This is a genomic window from Rhodoluna sp. (assembly GCF_024639375.1).
GTDB lineage: Bacteria > Actinomycetota > Actinomycetes > Actinomycetales > Microbacteriaceae > Rhodoluna.
The window spans coordinates 54,131-70,471 of the sequence record NZ_JAHEIM010000013.1; the positions used below are offsets into that span (position 1 = coordinate 54,131).

Genomic DNA, 16,341 nt, shown 5'->3' on the forward strand with positions numbered 1-16,341 from the left:
AATGGACGGGTCTTTTGATGTTTTTAGAGGCTTGGTTTAGCCGGCAGGTTTAGCCAGCACGGCGTGCACGAGCGTACTTGCGCTTTAGTGACTTGCGCTCGTCTTCGCTTAGGCCGCCCCAAACGCCAGTGTCTTGGTTTTCTTTGATTGCATATTCAAGGCACTGAGTTGCCACACCACATTCGCGACAAACTGCTTTAGCTTGATCAATTTGGTCTACTGCAGGGCCTGTGTTTCCTACCGGAAAGAAAAGTTCTGGGTCTTCGGTTAGGCAACGAGATTGGTTCAGCCACTGCATGTCCATATGGAGCTATTCCTTTGTATTGGGTGTTACTTCGGCACAAAGCCGAACGGAGATTGTTGGAATTAATCGAAGTTGTCATACGCTTGAACAGCGATTTCAGTCGAATTTTCCTTTGAAAATCGTTTCACACCCAGCCCCGTTTGGCAATACCCAATTTGAGGAACTATGAGCAAACAAAAGGCCGAAAAGCCAGTCAGCCTGCGCTTGGTAGCGGCCCTCGTGGGGCTAGAAGGCCTGTTTGTGTTGGGTTTGGCTGGCAGCATGCTGGTGGGCCTGCTAACCGGTGAGGCACGCAGTGTGGTCACCTTGATTGCACTTGTTGTTCTGGTGGCAGCAGCCGGTGCCTGGGTTATCTCAGTGGCCTTGGCGCTATCCAAAGGAAAGCGCTGGGCTCGCAGCGGGGCACTGTTTTGGCAGTTGGTTCAATTGGCTGTGGCAACGGGCAGTTTTACCGGCCAGTTTGGAAATGCTGCAATCGGCTGGGCGCTGATTTTGCCGAGTGCATTGGTTTTGGTGCTGCTTTTTCAAAAGTCCACAATCGCAGCCACGATGGAAAAGACCGAAGACTAGCTAAATGATCGGGCTTTAGATGCCCAGAATGCCGCGAAGCTTGGCTACGTGGCCGGTGGCCTTCACGTTGTAAAGCGCGTGGGCGATCTTGCCCTTTTCGTCGATCACAAAAGTTGATCGAATCACACCTTCATACTCGCGGCCATACATCGACTTCATGCCATAGGCGCTGTATGCCTCGTGCACGGCAAGCTCTGGGTCGCTTAGTAGCGGAAAGTTGAGGCCTTGGGCAGCCTTGAACTTGGCAAGCTTTTCTGGGGCATCTGGTGAAACACCAAGCACAACATAGCCAGCCTTCTTAAATGGGTTGAGGCTGTCGTTGAAGTCGCAGGCCTCTTTGGTGCAACCAGGGGTTGCTGCGGCAGGGTAGAAATAGAGCACAACTTTGGTGCCCTTGAAGTCGGCAAGCGAAACCTTGTTGCCGTCTTGGTCAAGAATCTTGAAACTTGGGGCTTTCGAGCCCTCTTCTAGCTTTTCAACTGCGCTCATACGCTCGATTCTAGGCGTTGTTGTGGTAATGTTTTGTCTCGTTGCGCTTATTGCGAAACACGCACCTCTAGCTCAATCGGCAGAGCAACTGACTCTTAATCAGTGGGTTCCGGGTTCAAGTCCCGGGGGGTGCACAAACTGACTCGCCAATAGGCGAGTTTTTTATTTAAAGCCTTCAAATGCTCTGCTAAGCGCGCCAACTGCGTTCTGTAGGTCTTCGGCCGAGGTGTCGTGCGCAAAGCTAAAGCGAACAGCGGTTTGGGCAAGCTCTGCGTCGATGCCGATGGCAGTCAATACGTGTGAAGGTTCATCGCTACCAGCCGCGCATGCCGACCCGCTGCTAACGATTACTCCGCGGCGCTCGAGCTCTAGCAGAAGTGCCTCGCCGCTCACACCGTCAAAACAAAACGATGCGATGTTTGGCAAACGGTTGGTTGGGTGCCCGGTCAATATTGCGTTCGGTGTTGCCTGCAAAACACTTCGGATGAAGTCATCGCGAAGTTTTGCAACGCGTTCGGCTGCGGCGGCCGCTGGTGTTAAAAGTTCTAGCGCTGTGGCCAGTGCAACCGCCCAGGCCACGTTTTCGGTGCCCGATCGCAAACCGCTCTCTTGGCCGCCACCGTGAATCAGCGGTTCAGCTGCGGTGCGACCCTTCAAAAACAAAGCGCCACTGCCTTTGGGTGCACCAAACTTGTGGCCCGAAATACTCAAGGCATCAACGCCAAGTTCGGCAACATTCTGGTCAACCCAGCCAACGGCCTGCACCGCATCCGTGTGAAAAAGGGCACCGCGAGCGTGAGCAATTGCGCAAAGTTGGGCAATCGGGTGCAACGTGCCAATTTCGTTATTGGCAACCATCAACGTGACCAAAGTTGTTTCGTCGCGCAGTGCTGCTTCAAGACCGCTCACCTGACCAAACTCATCGAGCGGCAACCAGGTGATTTCAAAACCGTGCACGCGTTGAAGGTAATCGAGCGATTGCAATACGGCTTCGTGTTCGGTGCGAGCGCTCACGATGTGTTTGCCGCGAGGCATAGCTAATGCCAAGCCCACGATGCCAAGGTTGTCGCTCTCGGTGCCACCGGAAGTGAAAATAATTTCACTCGCCTTGGCGTTGAAGAACTTGGCAACTCGTGCGCGTGCATCGGCAAGCGCATCTTTGGCGCGAAACCCAAGCTCGTGTTGGCTCGATGGGTTTCCAAACTCAGAAGTCAACCATGGCCACGCAGCCTGCAGAGCCTCGGGTTTAACCGGGGTAGTGGCTGCGTTGTCGAGATAGATCATTAGTTGATCTTTACGTCGAGCCCGAGGTCGAGGGCGCGTGCACTGTGAGTCAACGCGCCAACTGAAATCACATCTACGCCAGTTGCTGCGATTGCCGCAACGGTATTCAAATTAACCCCTCCGGATGCCTCAACCACGGCCTTGCCACCAATCAATGCAACACCTTCGCGCAGTTCAACCAAAGTGAAATTGTCGAGCATGATGATGTCGACATTTGCTGCAAGCACCGGCGCAATCTGGTCGATTCGATCGACTTCAACTTCAAACTTGATGTTCGGCGAGATTTCGCTGCGAACACGCTTTAGCTCGGTGGTCAGGTCTTTGCCGCCGCGAGTAAGAACCGCGAGGTGGTTGTCTTTGGCAAGCACCTGATCGCTGAGCGAGTAGCGGTGATTGTGACCGCCACCGCAAACCACTGCGTGACGCTCAAACGGGCGCAGGCCGGGGGTGGTTTTGCGAGTGTCGAGAATCTTTGCATTTGTGCCCGCAACGGCTTCCACGTACTGCGCTGTCAATGAAGCTATTCCACACATGCGCTGAGTGAAGTTCAAACCAATGCGTTCGGCAGTAAGCACTGCTCGGGCATTGCCACTCACCACAGCGAGCAATTGGCCGGCCACGAATTTTTCACCATCTGCAATTTTCAATTCCACCGATGTTGAAGCGTCAGTGATTTTGAATGCTGCTATAAAAACTTCGCCACCACTAAACACTCCAGGCTCGCGTGCCACCAACTCGGCAGTCGCAGTCGCATCCGCGGGAATTAAGTGTTGTGAGGTGATGTCACCGGTTGGTGCGTCTTCATGTAAAGCTCGCGAAACGGCTTCATTGATGATCTCAGTGGTCAGCATTAGCGGCCTTTCTCGAAACTGTGATTGGCTTTGCCATGTTCGGCTGCGTCGTTGGGTAATCCAGTCGGTAGTGGCCACCACGAGATTCGATGCGTGCCAATGCCGCTTCGGTCACTGCGGTTGCCAACAGCAGCAGGTTTGCGTCTTCCCAGTCCGGAAATAGGCGGTGGCCTTCGGCGGCAGGTCGCCAACTGTTAAGTCGCTCACGAGTAGCCAGCAAATCTTTGCGGGTTCGGGCTAAACCAACGTTGTCCCACATCAAAGTTTGCAGTTCAACTCGGTCAACCACCTCGGTGGTGTCTAGTGGGCGAGTGGCTGGGTCATCTATTTCAAGTTCGGCCAAGCGACCGCTATCGTGCCAACGGGTTTCGGGAGCGTTTGAAGGCCATGGCTTGCCCAAAACTTCAACCGCACGGTGAGAAAACACAATTGATTCAAGTAGCGAGTTGCTGGCCAAACGGTTTGCTCCGTGTGCGCCGTTGCAAGCCACCTCGCCAACGGCATACAAACCTGGGATGCTGGTGCGCCCATAGGTATCAGTGGCGACACCGCCCATCCAGTAGTGCGCTGCCGGGGTCACTGGAATTGGGGTCTTGGCTAGGTCGAGACCATATGCCTTGCAAGTTTTGGTGATGCTTGGGAATCGTTTTTCAAGGAACTCTGCGCCAAGTGCGGTGGCGTCTAGCAATACTGGTTCGCCACCCTGCAACATCATTTCGGCTTGGATGCCTCGCGCAACAATATCGCGAGGAGCAAGCTCGGCGAGCGGGTGCAGTTTTTGCATGAAGCGCTCACCCCTGTTGTTGATCAAATTGGCGCCCTCACCGCGAACTGCTTCAGAAATCAAAAAGCTGCCCGGCACGGCAAGTGCGGTTGGGTGAAATTGGTAAAACTCAAGGTCAATTAGTTCAGCGCCCGCGCGCAATGCAACTGCGAGGCCATCACCGGTGGTGACACTTGGGTTGGTGGTGTGGCGATAGAGCTGCCCCGCGCCACCACTCGCCAAAATCACTGCATCAGCTTCAACAAAGTGCTTGCCGCTTGCGTCAAGCAAATGCACCCCGGTGACCACACCGCTTTGAATTTCAAGATCAACCACAAAAGTGTGCTCGTGAATGTGGGTTGCAGTTTTGCGAACTGTTTCTACCAATGCGTTGCTTACCTCTGCGCCGGTAGTGTCGCCGCCAGCGTGCAAAATGCGTGCGTGTGAGTGCGCCGCCTCTAGACCAAGTGCAAAATCTGAACCAGCTTTGTCGAAGTCAACACCGAACTGAATCAAATCGTTAATACGGTTTGGGCCTTCGATGCACAGTGCTTCAACTGCAGGCTCGAAGCAATAATTTGCACCGGCCGAAAGGGTGTCGGCTATGTGCTCAGCAACGGTGTCGTTCTTTGAAGTCACTGCAGCAATGCCACCCTGCGCGTAGTGGGTGTTGCTTTCGGCAAGGTTCGATTTAGTCACAAGCACAACATCGTGATTGCGGCTGGCTTCAACCGCTGCGACTAATCCGGCGATACCACTGCCGATTACAACAATTTTCATTTGTTCCTAAATGTGATTTCGAACTAAAGCGGCTTCGCTGCCAACATTCTTTCGAGTGCGATCTTTGCGTTTGTTGCAACGGCTGCATCAACCGAAATTTGGTTCACAACTTTGCCTTCAACAAGGTTCTCCAAAACCCAGGCAAGGTATCCCGGGTGAATTCGATACATGGTTGAGCAAGGGCACACCACTGGGTCAAGGCAGAAGATGTTGTGCTCTGGGTGCTGCGCTGCCAAGCGTTGCACCATGTTTACCTCGGTGCCAATTGCAAAAGTGGTTGGCTCGGTTGCGCCTTCAACTGCTTTGCGAATGTAATCGGTCGAGCCGTTTTCATCTGCGGCGTCAACGACTTCCATTGGGCACTCTGGGTGCACGATCACGCGAACACCTGGAAAGTCCACGCGTGCCTTTTCGATCTGGCCAACGTTGAAGCGCTTGTGAACTGAGCAGAAGCCGTTCCACAAAATAACCTTGGCGTCTTGCAATGCTTCGGATGTGTTGCTACCCATCTGCTTGCGACCGTGCCACAGCGGCATTTGCTCAAGGGTCACCCCCATGGCTTTAGCGGTGTTGCGGCCAAGGTGCTGATCGGGAAAAAACAGCACGCGCTGACCGCGCTCGAAGGCCCACTTCAGCACAACTGCTGCGTTGGATGAGGTGCAAACGATTCCGCCGTGCTCGCCGCAAAATGCCTTGAGTGCAGCCGAAGAGTTCATGTATGTCACCGGGATAATCGGCGCGCGACCCTGCGCGTCAGGTTCGCTGCCGTACAGTTCGGTGAGTTCTTCCCAGCACTGAGTCACTGAATCAATGTCGGCCATGTCGGCCATTGAGCAACCCGCTGCCAGGTTTGGCAAAATTACGGATTGGTTTGGTGCAGAAAGAATGTCTGCGGTTTCTGCCATGAAGTGCACGCCACAAAAAACAATCGCTTCTGCTTCTGGGTGAGCCTTGGCGGCGTTGGCAAGTTGAAATGAGTCACCTAGATAGTCGGCGTGCTGAACAATCTCGTCGCGCTGATAGAAGTGACCAAGAATTACGACCTTGCTGCCAAGAGTTTCTTTGGCCTTGCGAATTCGATCGTGCAACTCTTCATCCGAAGCGTTTTTATAACTGTCTGGCAGTGCACCCTGTCGCGGTGAGCCAGTTGGAATTACATCTTCACTTGATGCGCCAGGTCCATAGGCGGTAGGGCCGCCATCAAATTCCCATGGGCCCTTGGCTAGAGAAGGGCTACAGGTTGATTCACTCGATTTACCTGTGACAATCAACTGAATTCTTTCGTTGACTGATGCTGTTGTCATTGTTTTTCTCCTAGCGGGCCTAAATCGGTTAAATCAATTGATGAGTCATAGCGGTAAAGCTGGGGTGGGCGGTGTCTGGTGCCAGCAAGTCGTTCACCGGTGGCAACCACTGCACCATTCGACTCCACCATGCGTCGAAAGTTCGCTGGGTCGAGTGGTTTGTTTAGCACTGCTTCATACACTTCGCGCAATTGAGCGAGGGTGAAAGTCTCTGGCAAGAATCCGTGGGCCAGGCGAGAGTATTCGAGTTTGTTGCGCAAACGCCAGAGCGCGTATTCAACAATCAGGTTGTGATCGAATGCCAGCTTTGGTAATTCATCGGCCCAGAACCAGTGAACGTTTTCGCTTTCGATTGCTTTCTCAGCTTCAACCGTGCCAACTAAAGCCCAGTAAACAATCGAGACCACTCTGTCTTCAAGTTTGCTCATCGGCGAACGGTCAAGATTTCCAAACGCATAGAGCTGCTCAAGGTATCGAGGTTCAAGGCCGGTGGTTTGTTTCAACTTGCTGGCCGCGGCGTCGGCCAAATCTTCATCAGGTTTGAGTGGCCCGCCGGGCAAAGCCCATTGACCTTCGAATGGCGCACGAATTCTTTTAACTAGAGGCAGGGCTAATTTGAGTTGCCCGTCTTCGCAAGGGCGAAGGGTGAAGATCACGGTCGAAACAGCAAGGCTTGGCGCTTCGATAGCGCTTGCAACCGAGGTGCTCATCCGGGGGCCGATCTAGTAAAAGTCGAAATGACTATAAGTGCAGCAATCTTATAGTCAAATGGACTTTAACTCAAATCAGTCTTCGCCGATGTCTTCGTTCCAAAGGGTTGGGTTGGCCTCGATGAAGTCACCCATGAGCTTGATTAGCCCGGGGTCATTCAGCACGTGCACCTCGGCACCGTGTTCGGCAACCCAGTCCTGCCCGCCCATAAAGTTTTTGTCGTCGCCCACAATCACACGGCCAATTCCGAATTGACGAATAAGTCCCGAGCAATACCAACAGGGGCTCAGGCTGGTGGCCAAGGTGACTTTGCGATAAGAGCGCTGGCGACCAGCATTTCTAAAAGCGCTGGTCTCGCCATGCATTGAGGCATCGCCTTCTTGCACACGAAGGTTGTGACCGCTGCCTAGCAGTTGTCCTTCTTCATCAAAAAGGGCTGCTCCAATTGGTATGCCCCCTTCGGATAAGCCGAGGTGAGCCTCGGCGATGGCAACCTGAAGTTTTTCTTCGTCAGTTTTAAAAACTTGACCAACTTTAAATTCCATCGCCGAGGCCTCTCGTTTGTTTTTACTTTTTGATCTTTAGTGCTTTGTAAAGCGCTGAATAAAGTGCCGCTGCAACAACAAAACCGACTAGCGGTGTGATGTCACCAAGACCCGCGGATAGTGGGCCGGTGTAAGCAACCTGGTTGGCGAATCCCCAAATTGAGAAAACGGTTGCCACTACAAATGCAATTACTCCGGCAATGTTTTCGCCATTGCCCTCGAGATCGCTTGAGTGCTTGCGGCCGCGAACTAACCAGTCGGTCAGTACAATAGAGATCCACGGAGCGACCCAGTAGCTTACTACTAGCAAGAAACCTTCGAACCCACCAACAAAATCACCCTTGATTGCCGCATATGCAGTGATCGAACCGATGACGCCGGCAAGGGCAACCATAATCGCGCGACGCGCCTTGAAGCCAAGTTTGATGCCAACCGCAAGAAACGACATTGCGCCTGAATAAACATTAAGAACGTTTGCACCAATCGAGCCCACCGCGATGCCAAGCAGAACAAGTGCGGCTAGAAAATCATTGTGTAGCAAACCGGTGAAGTTGGAGGTTGGGTTTCCTTCAGGTGAGGCAACTGTCCAAGCCACTGCTCCAACCGACATCAGCAATGTGGTTGCGAACCAGTTTCCAAGACCAGCTGCTAATCCCAATTGTCGAGAGTTTGTGTTAGCAGGCAGGTAGCGAGTGTAGTCAGATGCAAATGCGGTCCAGCCTGCTGTGTATCCATAAGCCGCAGCTGCGGTCAATGTGAAGCCAATCAGATTGAATGATGACTTATCTGCGGCAACAACATAGTTGCCCTGAGAAAGAACGATCACCGCGGCAATGCCAAAAACAACCACGAGGTAATAGAAGGCGTAGCGCTCAAACTTTTGAATCAAGTTGTGGCCGACAAAAGCAACCAGAATTTGCGCGACGACAACGATCAGCAGCGAAACTTCAATTGAAAGATGAGTTAGCGCCTGAAGTGCGAATGCACCCGAGGTTGAGTTCACGGCAAACCAGCCGATTCCGGCAACCAATGTTGAAAGGCCGGCAGGAATAATGTTGCCGAGCTTTCCAAAAGCGCTGCGACCAAGAACCATTTGTGGCAAACCAGTCTTTGGACCCCAGGTGCTAAGCACTCCGTGAGTAACTGCAGCAAGAGAGTTTCCGACTACGACTGCTGCAATTGCTTGCCAGACGTTAAGCCCAAAAACAATAACAGCGAGAAAACCGATGAATATGGTTGCGAATTCTAGATTCGGAGACGACCAGACAGTGAACAGGTGCCATGCCTTGCCGTGACGTTCGCCAGCAGGAATTGGGGCGATGTCGTTGGTTTCGATAGTGGTTGCCTTAGCAGAGCCAGAGTTTGTATTTGACATGACCATAATCTAGTGGCCTTTGAAAAATGAAAACGCCTATTCGCGAGTGTTTTACATGACCGACACAAAGGTATCTTTGTTGTGCAATGACCTTCGATGATCCTCAATTAGCCGGGCTGCTGGCGGATGAATCTGCGCTCCTGGCATTCTTGGCCACAAACTTCGACCAGCGCGATCAAGAGGTTGTTAAAACCGTGGTTGAAGTAAACGACTTGCCAACAATTGCTCGTCTCGAAAATGTCGGCTTTCAGACTGGCCGTCAGTTCACCAAGGGTAAGCATCGCTATCTGCGCATGAGTTGCGATCGCTATGACTACGTGCGCTTGATGGGTGAAACCAAGATGGCCGAATTCTTAGACATGGGTGTTTGGAGTTTCGCCTTCGACAGTGCAAAACGTCGTGCCGGTTTGTGTGACTACACCAATAAGCAAATTTCTATCTCACGCTATTTGGTTGACATTCATGACATGGATGAATCGATGCAGGTTATTTTGCATGAGGTAGCGCATGCCATTTGCGGCAAAGCTGCGGGCCATGGCAAAAAGTGGCTGAGCACTGCAAAATCAATTGGCTATCGCGCCGAGAAATTCACGGGTAAAGAAATTGCTGTTGAAACCGCAACTTGGATTGGCACCTGCCCTAAGGGGCATAGGCATTACCGATATCGTCGACCAACCCGAATGCTGAGCTGTGCAATTTGCGCCCCGGGTTACGAGCAGCGCAATTTGATTCGCTGGCGTCACCGCGACGAAGTGCTACCGAGTTATGGCGAACCAAATCACCAATAACGAAACAACAAAACCGGAGAAGAAGTTCAGCCAGATAAATCGCTTCCAGCCTGCGTTAGCGGTTTCACAAGTTTCATCTGTGATGTTCCAGAATTTTCCAACAATCACCAGGTAGGGAATCGCTGCTATTGAGGCGAGCGCGGCAGGCCAACCAGAGTTGAGCACAATCAGCCCAGCTGCAAGGTAAGCAAGAAAAGCAAAGCGCACAGTGTTGCGTGCGCCAATCACGGTGGCAATAGAAGCGATTGAACCCTCGCGGTCAGCCTGAACATCTTGCACTGCACCAAATGCATGTGAAGCAATTCCCCAGAGGGTGAAGGCCAAAATCATGGAGAGAATTTTGAAGTCAGTCAGGTTGGCACCAGCCAAAGCCACCGCATAAATCATCGGCCCAACAAAGTGGCTTGCCGAGGTTAGCGAATCCAAAAATGGTTTCTCTTTAAATCGCAGACCCTTGGCGCTGTATGCCACCACGGTGAAAACAAATAGGTAAAGCCAGCCGGTAGCCGCCGAGGTGCCTACCAGGGTGAGATAAAGCAAGAACGGAAAACTGAGCGCGGTTGCCGAGATGATGGTGAATCGGTGCCAGCGTGGTTGCAGCAGATTGCCTTCTAGGCCGCCCTTGCGCGGGTTGCGCAAATCACTTTCGTAATCGAACACGTCGTTGATGCCATACATCAGCAGGTTGTAGGGGATCAAGAAGAACAAGGCGCCCAGCCAAAGTTCGGGGCCGGTGCTGCCGCTAATCAACCAATAAGTAATGGCAAATGGATAAGCAGTGTTGATCCAGGAGATTGGTCTTGAAGTCCAAAACAGCTGGCGAATCGCTTCAATCATTTCTTGCCCCCTCGTTCCAACAGAATCCATACCGATGGAATGAGTATTGCCGCTGCGAGGGTATATGCAAAGTCTTCGATTGGAGCAACGCCAATCATTAATCCCGAAATTTTGCTGGCGTCATAGGCAACGATGCCGGTGCCAACGATTGCATTGTCAAATATCACAGTTAGCACGAGCAGAAAAATTGTTGTGATTCCAATTACGCGCCAAGGAGTTCGGCGCACCAAAACATTTAGAACTACAAAAAGGGTGAGCAAGAATGTTGCGTTGAGCGCCAGATAAGTCATTTGAGCTTCTTTCGCACAGCGTTGAAAATCAACAACGTCGTGTAGCAGAGCACAATCAAAAAGAACAGCTCTTCAATTGGCAACTCAGGCGCCAATTGCCAACCGGTTAGATGCTTTGCATGGCCACGAAAAAATATGCCAAAAGCAATCCCGCTGATATCCCAAATCAAAAAGAAGACAACGCCGATTGCAAGAGTTATGGTTGCGCGCCACGCGTTGATGGCAAAGCCAAGTTTGTGACGAAAATCTAGCGTTGCTAACCCGGCTATTGAAACCAGCAGAGCTGCTAGATAAACAAAACTCAACGCAGGCCCTTCCAGCCGTTCTTGCCAACAGGTTTGATTTCGCCTTGGATAGGGCCGGCCGATTTGTCATTCACCATGCGCTTGTAAACCAACTCAGCACCGATCAAACACATCGGCAAACCAATGCCTGGCAGGCTGTGGTGGCCGGCGTAGTAAAGACCTTCAACTTTGCTGCTCTTGTTCTTAGGTCTAAAGAATGCACTCTGCTTCAAAGTGTGAGCCATGCCCAACGCTGTGCCTGACCAGGCATTGAGGTCATCCACAAAATCCTGTGGGCCCATGGTGCGACGAACCACAATGCGCTCGGCCAGGTCTGGAATTTCACACCAGTCAGAAATCTGTTGGATGATTCGATCGGCCGCTTCTTCGAATGCTGCGTCACCGCCACGGTTAATGCCACCCTTACCTAGCTCTGGGTCAGCAGCAACCGGAACCAGAACAAAGAGGTTCTCGTAACCTTCAGGCGCAACCGATGGGTCGGTGATGCTCGGTGCGCAAATGTAAAGCGAAGCAGGGTTTGGCACAACGCTCTTCGCGTTGCGAGCCAACTTCTCTCTTGGAGTGCGGAACACTTCTTTAAAGTTTTTGCCCCAGTCATCGGCATACAGCAAGGTGTGGTGATCAAGCTGAGGGACTTTGCCACGAACACCCAGATACAACAACATGGCCGAAGGGCCTGGAACTTTGTCTTTCCACCAAGCCTCAGGCAGCGATTGGTGTTTTGGTGCGAGCAGTTGAGTTTCAACGTGGTGCAGATCGGCATTGCCAATAACCACGTCTGCTTCATAGAAAACTTCGCCAACCATTACGCCGGCAACGTGGTTGTCATCGGTAGTTTCGATGCTGGTGACTCGGGCGTTGGTGTGAATTTCAACACCGTGCTTCAAGGCAAGGCGCTCGATGGCTTCGATGATTGTGTACATTCCACCCATCGGATAAAAAACGCCGACGTTCATGTCTACGTGAGTCATCAGGTGGTACATGCTCGGGGTGTCATAAGGTGAAGCGCCCAAGAAAACCGCCGGAAAATTGAGAATCTTGCGAAGGCGAGCGTCACGAACGTGCTTGCCCGCAAAGGTGTCTAGGGGAGTCAGCAGGTGTCGAACAAAACGCGTGGCACGCTTTAGGACTTCGGGGCTCAAAAAAGAATTTAGGTTTTGAAAGTTCGTGTAAAGAAAATGCTTGATTGAAAGTTTGTAGGCGTCTTCGGCCGAATCTAGGTAATCCTGCAGTCTTGCGCCGGCGCCAGGCTCGATCTCATCAAACAAAATTTTGTTGTCGGCCAAGTTTTCACGAATGATGAGTTTGTCGCCCATGCCCTCGTTGCGAGTTTGATATGCCGGGTCAAGTCGAACCAGGTTCAACTCTGCATCTGCAGTGGTGCCCATCAATTTAAAGAATTGATCGAATGCATCTGGCATCAAATACCAAGATGGCCCCATGTCGAACTTGAAACCGTCTTTTTGCCAGAGCGAAGCGCGGCCACCAACTTGATTGCGTGCCTCAAGCAGTGTCACTTTCATGCCCGCCTTCGCCAAAATGCCTGCGGTAGCTAGCCCAGCGATACCGCCGCCCACAACAACTGCAGTTTTTTGACTCATCGGGCAACAACTCCAAACCAAGCTTTGATAAAAATCCAAAGTTTCTTAGGGTTTGAAACTCGAACTCGAGTTTCAATCAAGCGATTCGCTGGCGTTGCTGCAATTACAGCGTTTAGCTCGGTGAACATCATTTGTGCGGCAGAAACCGCGCGTCGTGAGCTAGCCGGCAATTTCACCAAAGCATTGCGAGAAGTGGCTAGGTCGCGGTAAATGTCGTCAACCAAAATTTGTTTTTGTGCCTCGGTGAATTCTTCGATGCGAATTTGTGGAAAGTATGAGCGACCTAGCTTTTTAAAATCTGCAGCCAAGTCACGCAAGAAGTTCACTTTTTGAAAGGCTGCACCGAGGGCACGTGCGCCAGTAACGAACTCGGAATTCTGCTCGTCGCTCACCATTCGAGTGTGCAAGAAAGCCTTGAGGCACATAAGGCCCACGACTTCGGCTGAACCATAAACATAAATGTCAAAACCGCGCTGGTCGTAAATTCGGCGATTTAGATCCATTCGCATTGATGTGAAAAAAGGCTGAACCAAATCGCGCTCGATGCCAACTTGGCGAGCGGTTGATGCAAAAGCATGAATGATCAGGTTGCTGCTGAAGCCGCAATCCATGGCGCGGTAGGTGTCGCGTTCCATTTGATCAAGGATCGACAGTGGGTCAACCGAGAATGAATTCTCTAGAGCTTCGGCAGCGGCGCCATCAACGATTTCGTCGGCAACTCGAACGAGCGCATAGATGTTGCGCACATGAGTAGCCAGTTTTTTTGAAAGCAATTTTGAAGACCAACCAAAAGAGGTTGAGTAAGTGTCAATTACCTCGGCAGCGGCGCGCTGAGCGGCTCGCGTGTATTGGGTAAGGCTCGACGGTTGATTGTCGATGTCGATTGTCTCCACCACTAAAGGTTACAGCCAGTCGTTGCGGCGGAAAGCCCAGTACAAGATGCCAGAGACCACCACGATGGAACCTCCAGAAGCCCAGACTCCCCACTCTTGTTCGAAGCCAAGATAAGGAATGTTTTGACCGAACCATCCGGTGATAGCAGTTGGCACCGCAATGATTGCCGCCCATGAAGTTACTTTCTTCATGATGAGGTTCATGTTGTTGCTTTGGATAGTCAGGTTGGTTTCGAGCAGGGTCGTAATCAAATCGCGAAGCGACTCTGTCCAGTCGGCAACGCGCATCACGTGGTCGTAGATGTCTTGAAAGTACGGATACATGGCGCTGTCGAGTTGTTTCAAATCTTGGCGCACCAGCGGGTTGATGACTTCACGCATTGGCACAGCTAGGCGACGAAGAATCACCAAAGCCTTGCGCAACTCATATGTGCGTTGCTGAATTTCGATTCCGACTCTCTCATCGGCAAACATCAGCTCCTCAAGGGCTTCAATTTCCAAATCAAGCTCTTCAACGGCATCGAAATAGCCATCCACAATCACATCGAGCAGACCCCAGAGCAGATATGTAACTTGTGAGTAGGCCAACTCGATGCTGTCGTCCCAACGACGCAAGAGGTCGTCAATTGGAAAGTTCTCGTCATCGCGAACGGTAATCAGGCCGTTTTTAGTAACGAAGATGGCAATTTCTTCGCTGGCTAGTTTTTTTGACTTTCGCTTGAAGCGCGCGGTGTAGGCGTTGATAAAGATGTGCGATTCATAATGTTCAAGTTTTGGTCGTTGGCGACCGGCAAAGGCGTCTTCAAGCGCCAACTTGTTTAGGCCGAGCTCGGTGCCGATTACGGCTAGTTCTTTCTCGGTTGGGGCTACCAGGTCAATCCAGAAGAACTTGTTTCGTTTGTTCTTGATTGAAGGAATCAGGCTGAGCGGAAAATCCGTCTGGACAACCTGCCCATTTTCGTAAAGTCGACTGCGGCGCATGCCCTTCATCCTAGGCAATCACTGTGAATTTCTAGGGGGTTCAAGGTTTAGACTTGCACCTATGTCTGTAGATATGAAGCCACGCTCACGCGACGTTACCGATGGAATTGAAAAGACCGCCTCACGAGGCATGCTTCGTGCTGTTGGAATGGGCGATGAGGACTGGGTAAAGCCTCAAATTGGCGTGGCCAGCTCATGGAGCGAGGTGACCCCTTGCAACCTTTCACTTGATCGTTTGGCCGATGCCAGCAAGCAAGGTGTGCACGCTGCCGGCGGATACCCGCTTGAGTTCGGCACAATCTCGGTTTCAGACGGCATCTCAATGGGCCACGAGGGCATGCACTTCTCGCTGGTTTCTCGCGAAGTCATTGCTGACTCAGTAGAGACCGTGATGCAGGCCGAGCGCCTAGACGGTTCTGTTTTGCTTGCCGGTTGTGACAAGTCACTACCTGGCATGTTGATGGCGGCAGCTCGCCTAAACCTTTCATCAGTGTTCCTTTATGCCGGCACAATCATGCCTGGCTGGGTGAAACTTGAGTCTGGTGAAGAGAAACAGGTCACCATCATCGATGCCTTTGAGGCGGTTGGTGCTTGCAAGGCCGGAAAGATGTCAGAAGAAGACCTAGGCCGCATCGAGCGCGCAATCTGTCCAGGCGAAGGTGCCTGTGGTGGCATGTACACCGCAAACACCATGGCCTCAGCGGCCGAGGCACTCGGCATGAGCCTGCCAGGTTCAGCTGCCCCACCGGCTGCCGACCGCCGTCGCGACGTTTGGGCTCACCGCTCAGGCGAGGCCGTGGTTAACCTATTGCGCCTTGGCATCACCGCCCGCGACATTTTGACCAAGAAGGCCTTCGAAAACGCCATTGCTGTGACCATGGCATTCGGCGGTTCAACCAACGCAGTGTTGCACTTGTTGGCGATCGCTCGAGAAGCAGAAGTTGACCTAACTTTGGATGACTTCAATCGCATCGCCGACAAGGTTCCGCACCTTGGCGACCTAAAGCCTTTCGGCCAGTTCGTAATGACCGACGTTGACCGCGTTGGCGGCGTGCCTGTTGTAATGAAGGCCCTGCTTGACGCTGGCCTAATTCACGGCGATGCCCTAACCGTGACTGGCAAGACGGTTGCCGAAAACCTAGCAGGCATCAACCCGCCAGACCCAGATGGCAAGATCATCCGTTCACTTCAGAACCCAATCCACAAGACCGGTGGAATCTCGATTTTGCGCGGATCAATGGCTCCTGAGGGTGCCGTGGTGAAGACCGCAGGTTTCGATCTTGAAGAATTCACTGGCCCAGCCCGCGTTTTTGAGCGCGAGCGCGAGGCTATGGATGCGTTGACCGAAGGCAAGATCTCAGCTGGTGACGTAGTGGTTATTCGCTACGAAGGCCCTAAGGGCGGCCCTGGCATGCGCGAGATGTTGGCTATTACTGGCGCAATTAAGGGTGCCGGTTTGGGCAAAGATGTTCTACTATTAACAGACGGACGATTCTCAGGCGGCACAACCGGCCTTTGCATCGGACACATTGCACCAGAGGCCACCGAAGGTGGACCAATTGCTCTGGTTCGCGATGGAGACTTAATTCGAGTCAACATCGCTGCTCGTTCGCTCGAACTACTCGTTGAGCCAGAAGAGCTGGCTGCCCGCAAGCAAACTTGGCAGCCTC

18 protein-coding genes and 1 tRNA gene are annotated in these 16,341 nt (G+C 52.2%); 4 read left to right on the forward strand and 15 right to left on the reverse strand.

The annotated features are described in order from the left end of the window. Window positions 1-49: 49 nt before the first annotated feature. Complete coding sequence (locus Q0L28_RS05720; protein WP_296632858.1) at window positions 50-298, reverse strand: WhiB family transcriptional regulator; 249 nt, start codon at window positions 296-298, stop codon at window positions 50-52. A 171-nt stretch (window positions 299-469) separates the two neighbouring features. On the opposite strand from Q0L28_RS05720, the gene Q0L28_RS05725 reads away from it, so the two are divergent. Then, window positions 470-874: a hypothetical protein gene (locus Q0L28_RS05725; RefSeq protein ID WP_296632807.1), complete on the forward strand. Its 405-nt coding sequence runs from the start codon at window positions 470-472 to the stop codon at window positions 872-874. Window positions 875-889: 15 nt separating this feature from the next. Here Q0L28_RS05725 and bcp read toward each other — a convergent pair whose 3' ends face one another. Beyond that, window positions 890-1,363, reverse strand: coding sequence for a thioredoxin-dependent thiol peroxidase (gene bcp / locus Q0L28_RS05730; RefSeq protein ID WP_296632809.1), 474 nt, complete (start codon window positions 1,361-1,363; stop codon window positions 890-892). Between the two features lie 61 nt (window positions 1,364-1,424). Between bcp and Q0L28_RS05735 the strand changes: the two genes are divergently transcribed. Further along, window positions 1,425-1,497, forward strand: a tRNA-Lys gene (locus Q0L28_RS05735). Between the two features lie 28 nt (window positions 1,498-1,525). Here Q0L28_RS05735 and Q0L28_RS05740 read toward each other — a convergent pair. The 7 genes from Q0L28_RS05740 to Q0L28_RS05770 form a co-directional block, all read right to left on the reverse strand. Continuing rightward, window positions 1,526-2,647 (reverse strand): cysteine desulfurase family protein, encoded by a 1,122-nt coding sequence (locus tag Q0L28_RS05740; protein ID WP_296632811.1) that lies wholly within the window; start codon window positions 2,645-2,647, stop codon window positions 1,526-1,528. Then, complete coding sequence (nadC, locus tag Q0L28_RS05745) at window positions 2,647-3,498, reverse strand: carboxylating nicotinate-nucleotide diphosphorylase (RefSeq protein ID WP_296632816.1); 852 nt, start codon at window positions 3,496-3,498, stop codon at window positions 2,647-2,649. Before nadC ends, Q0L28_RS05740 begins: the two co-directional genes overlap by 1 nt. Next, window positions 3,485-5,041, reverse strand: coding sequence for an L-aspartate oxidase (nadB, locus tag Q0L28_RS05750; protein ID WP_296632819.1), 1,557 nt, complete (start codon window positions 5,039-5,041; stop codon window positions 3,485-3,487). Before nadB ends, nadC begins: the two co-directional genes overlap by 14 nt. A 23-nt stretch (window positions 5,042-5,064) precedes the next feature. Continuing rightward, window positions 5,065-6,345, reverse strand: a complete 1,281-nt coding sequence (nadA, locus tag Q0L28_RS05755) for a quinolinate synthase NadA (RefSeq protein ID WP_296632822.1) — start codon at window positions 6,343-6,345, stop codon at window positions 5,065-5,067. Then, complete coding sequence (locus Q0L28_RS05760; protein ID WP_296632825.1) at window positions 6,342-7,055, reverse strand: NUDIX domain-containing protein; 714 nt, start codon at window positions 7,053-7,055, stop codon at window positions 6,342-6,344. The genes nadA and Q0L28_RS05760 overlap by 4 nt, the downstream gene beginning before the upstream one ends. Window positions 7,056-7,130: 75 nt before the next feature. Then, entirely contained in the window at window positions 7,131-7,601 is a 471-nt protein-coding gene (locus Q0L28_RS05765) for a nucleoside deaminase (protein WP_296632828.1), read from the reverse strand. A gap of 22 nt (window positions 7,602-7,623) precedes the next feature. Then, window positions 7,624-8,976, reverse strand: a complete 1,353-nt coding sequence (locus tag Q0L28_RS05770; RefSeq protein ID WP_296632831.1) for a cytosine permease — start codon at window positions 8,974-8,976, stop codon at window positions 7,624-7,626. 86 nt (window positions 8,977-9,062) lie between these two features. Here Q0L28_RS05770 and Q0L28_RS05775 point away from each other — a divergent pair, with 86 nt between their 5' ends. Beyond that, window positions 9,063-9,764, forward strand: a complete 702-nt coding sequence (locus Q0L28_RS05775) for a SprT-like domain-containing protein (RefSeq protein WP_296632834.1) — start codon at window positions 9,063-9,065, stop codon at window positions 9,762-9,764. Here the strand turns inward: Q0L28_RS05775 and Q0L28_RS05780 are convergent. Genes Q0L28_RS05780 through Q0L28_RS05805 form a run of 6 tightly spaced genes read right to left on the reverse strand, consistent with a single transcriptional unit; the run spans window position 9,732 to window position 14,671 of the window. Beyond that, on the reverse strand, window positions 9,732-10,601 hold the full coding sequence (locus Q0L28_RS05780; RefSeq protein ID WP_296632838.1) for a prenyltransferase: 870 nt from the start codon (window positions 10,599-10,601) through the stop codon (window positions 9,732-9,734). The two genes, Q0L28_RS05775 and Q0L28_RS05780, sit on opposite strands and share 33 nt — an antisense overlap. Beyond that, the gene (locus Q0L28_RS05785; protein WP_296632841.1) at window positions 10,598-10,891 is read right to left on the reverse strand and encodes a lycopene cyclase domain-containing protein; all 294 of its coding nucleotides are present in this window, start codon (window positions 10,889-10,891) and stop codon (window positions 10,598-10,600) included. Before Q0L28_RS05785 ends, Q0L28_RS05780 begins: the two co-directional genes overlap by 4 nt. Further along, window positions 10,888-11,196 (reverse strand): lycopene cyclase domain-containing protein, encoded by a 309-nt coding sequence (locus tag Q0L28_RS05790; protein WP_296632843.1) that lies wholly within the window; start codon window positions 11,194-11,196, stop codon window positions 10,888-10,890. Before Q0L28_RS05790 ends, Q0L28_RS05785 begins: the two co-directional genes overlap by 4 nt. Then, complete coding sequence (crtI, locus tag Q0L28_RS05795) at window positions 11,193-12,797, reverse strand: phytoene desaturase family protein (protein ID WP_296632846.1); 1,605 nt, start codon at window positions 12,795-12,797, stop codon at window positions 11,193-11,195. The genes Q0L28_RS05790 and crtI overlap by 4 nt, the downstream gene beginning before the upstream one ends. Next, window positions 12,794-13,690, reverse strand: a complete 897-nt coding sequence (locus tag Q0L28_RS05800; RefSeq protein ID WP_296632849.1) for a phytoene/squalene synthase family protein — start codon at window positions 13,688-13,690, stop codon at window positions 12,794-12,796. The genes crtI and Q0L28_RS05800 overlap by 4 nt, the downstream gene beginning before the upstream one ends. Window positions 13,691-13,699: 9 nt before the next feature. Then, a complete protein-coding gene (locus Q0L28_RS05805) occupies window positions 13,700-14,671 on the reverse strand; it encodes a magnesium transporter CorA family protein (RefSeq protein ID WP_296632851.1) in 972 nt (323 codons plus the stop codon). Window positions 14,672-14,732: 61 nt separating this feature from the next. Here Q0L28_RS05805 and ilvD point away from each other — a divergent pair. Then, window positions 14,733-16,341: dihydroxy-acid dehydratase (gene ilvD, locus Q0L28_RS05810; RefSeq protein ID WP_296632853.1), on the forward strand; the 1,609-nt coding region annotated here is incomplete at its 3' end.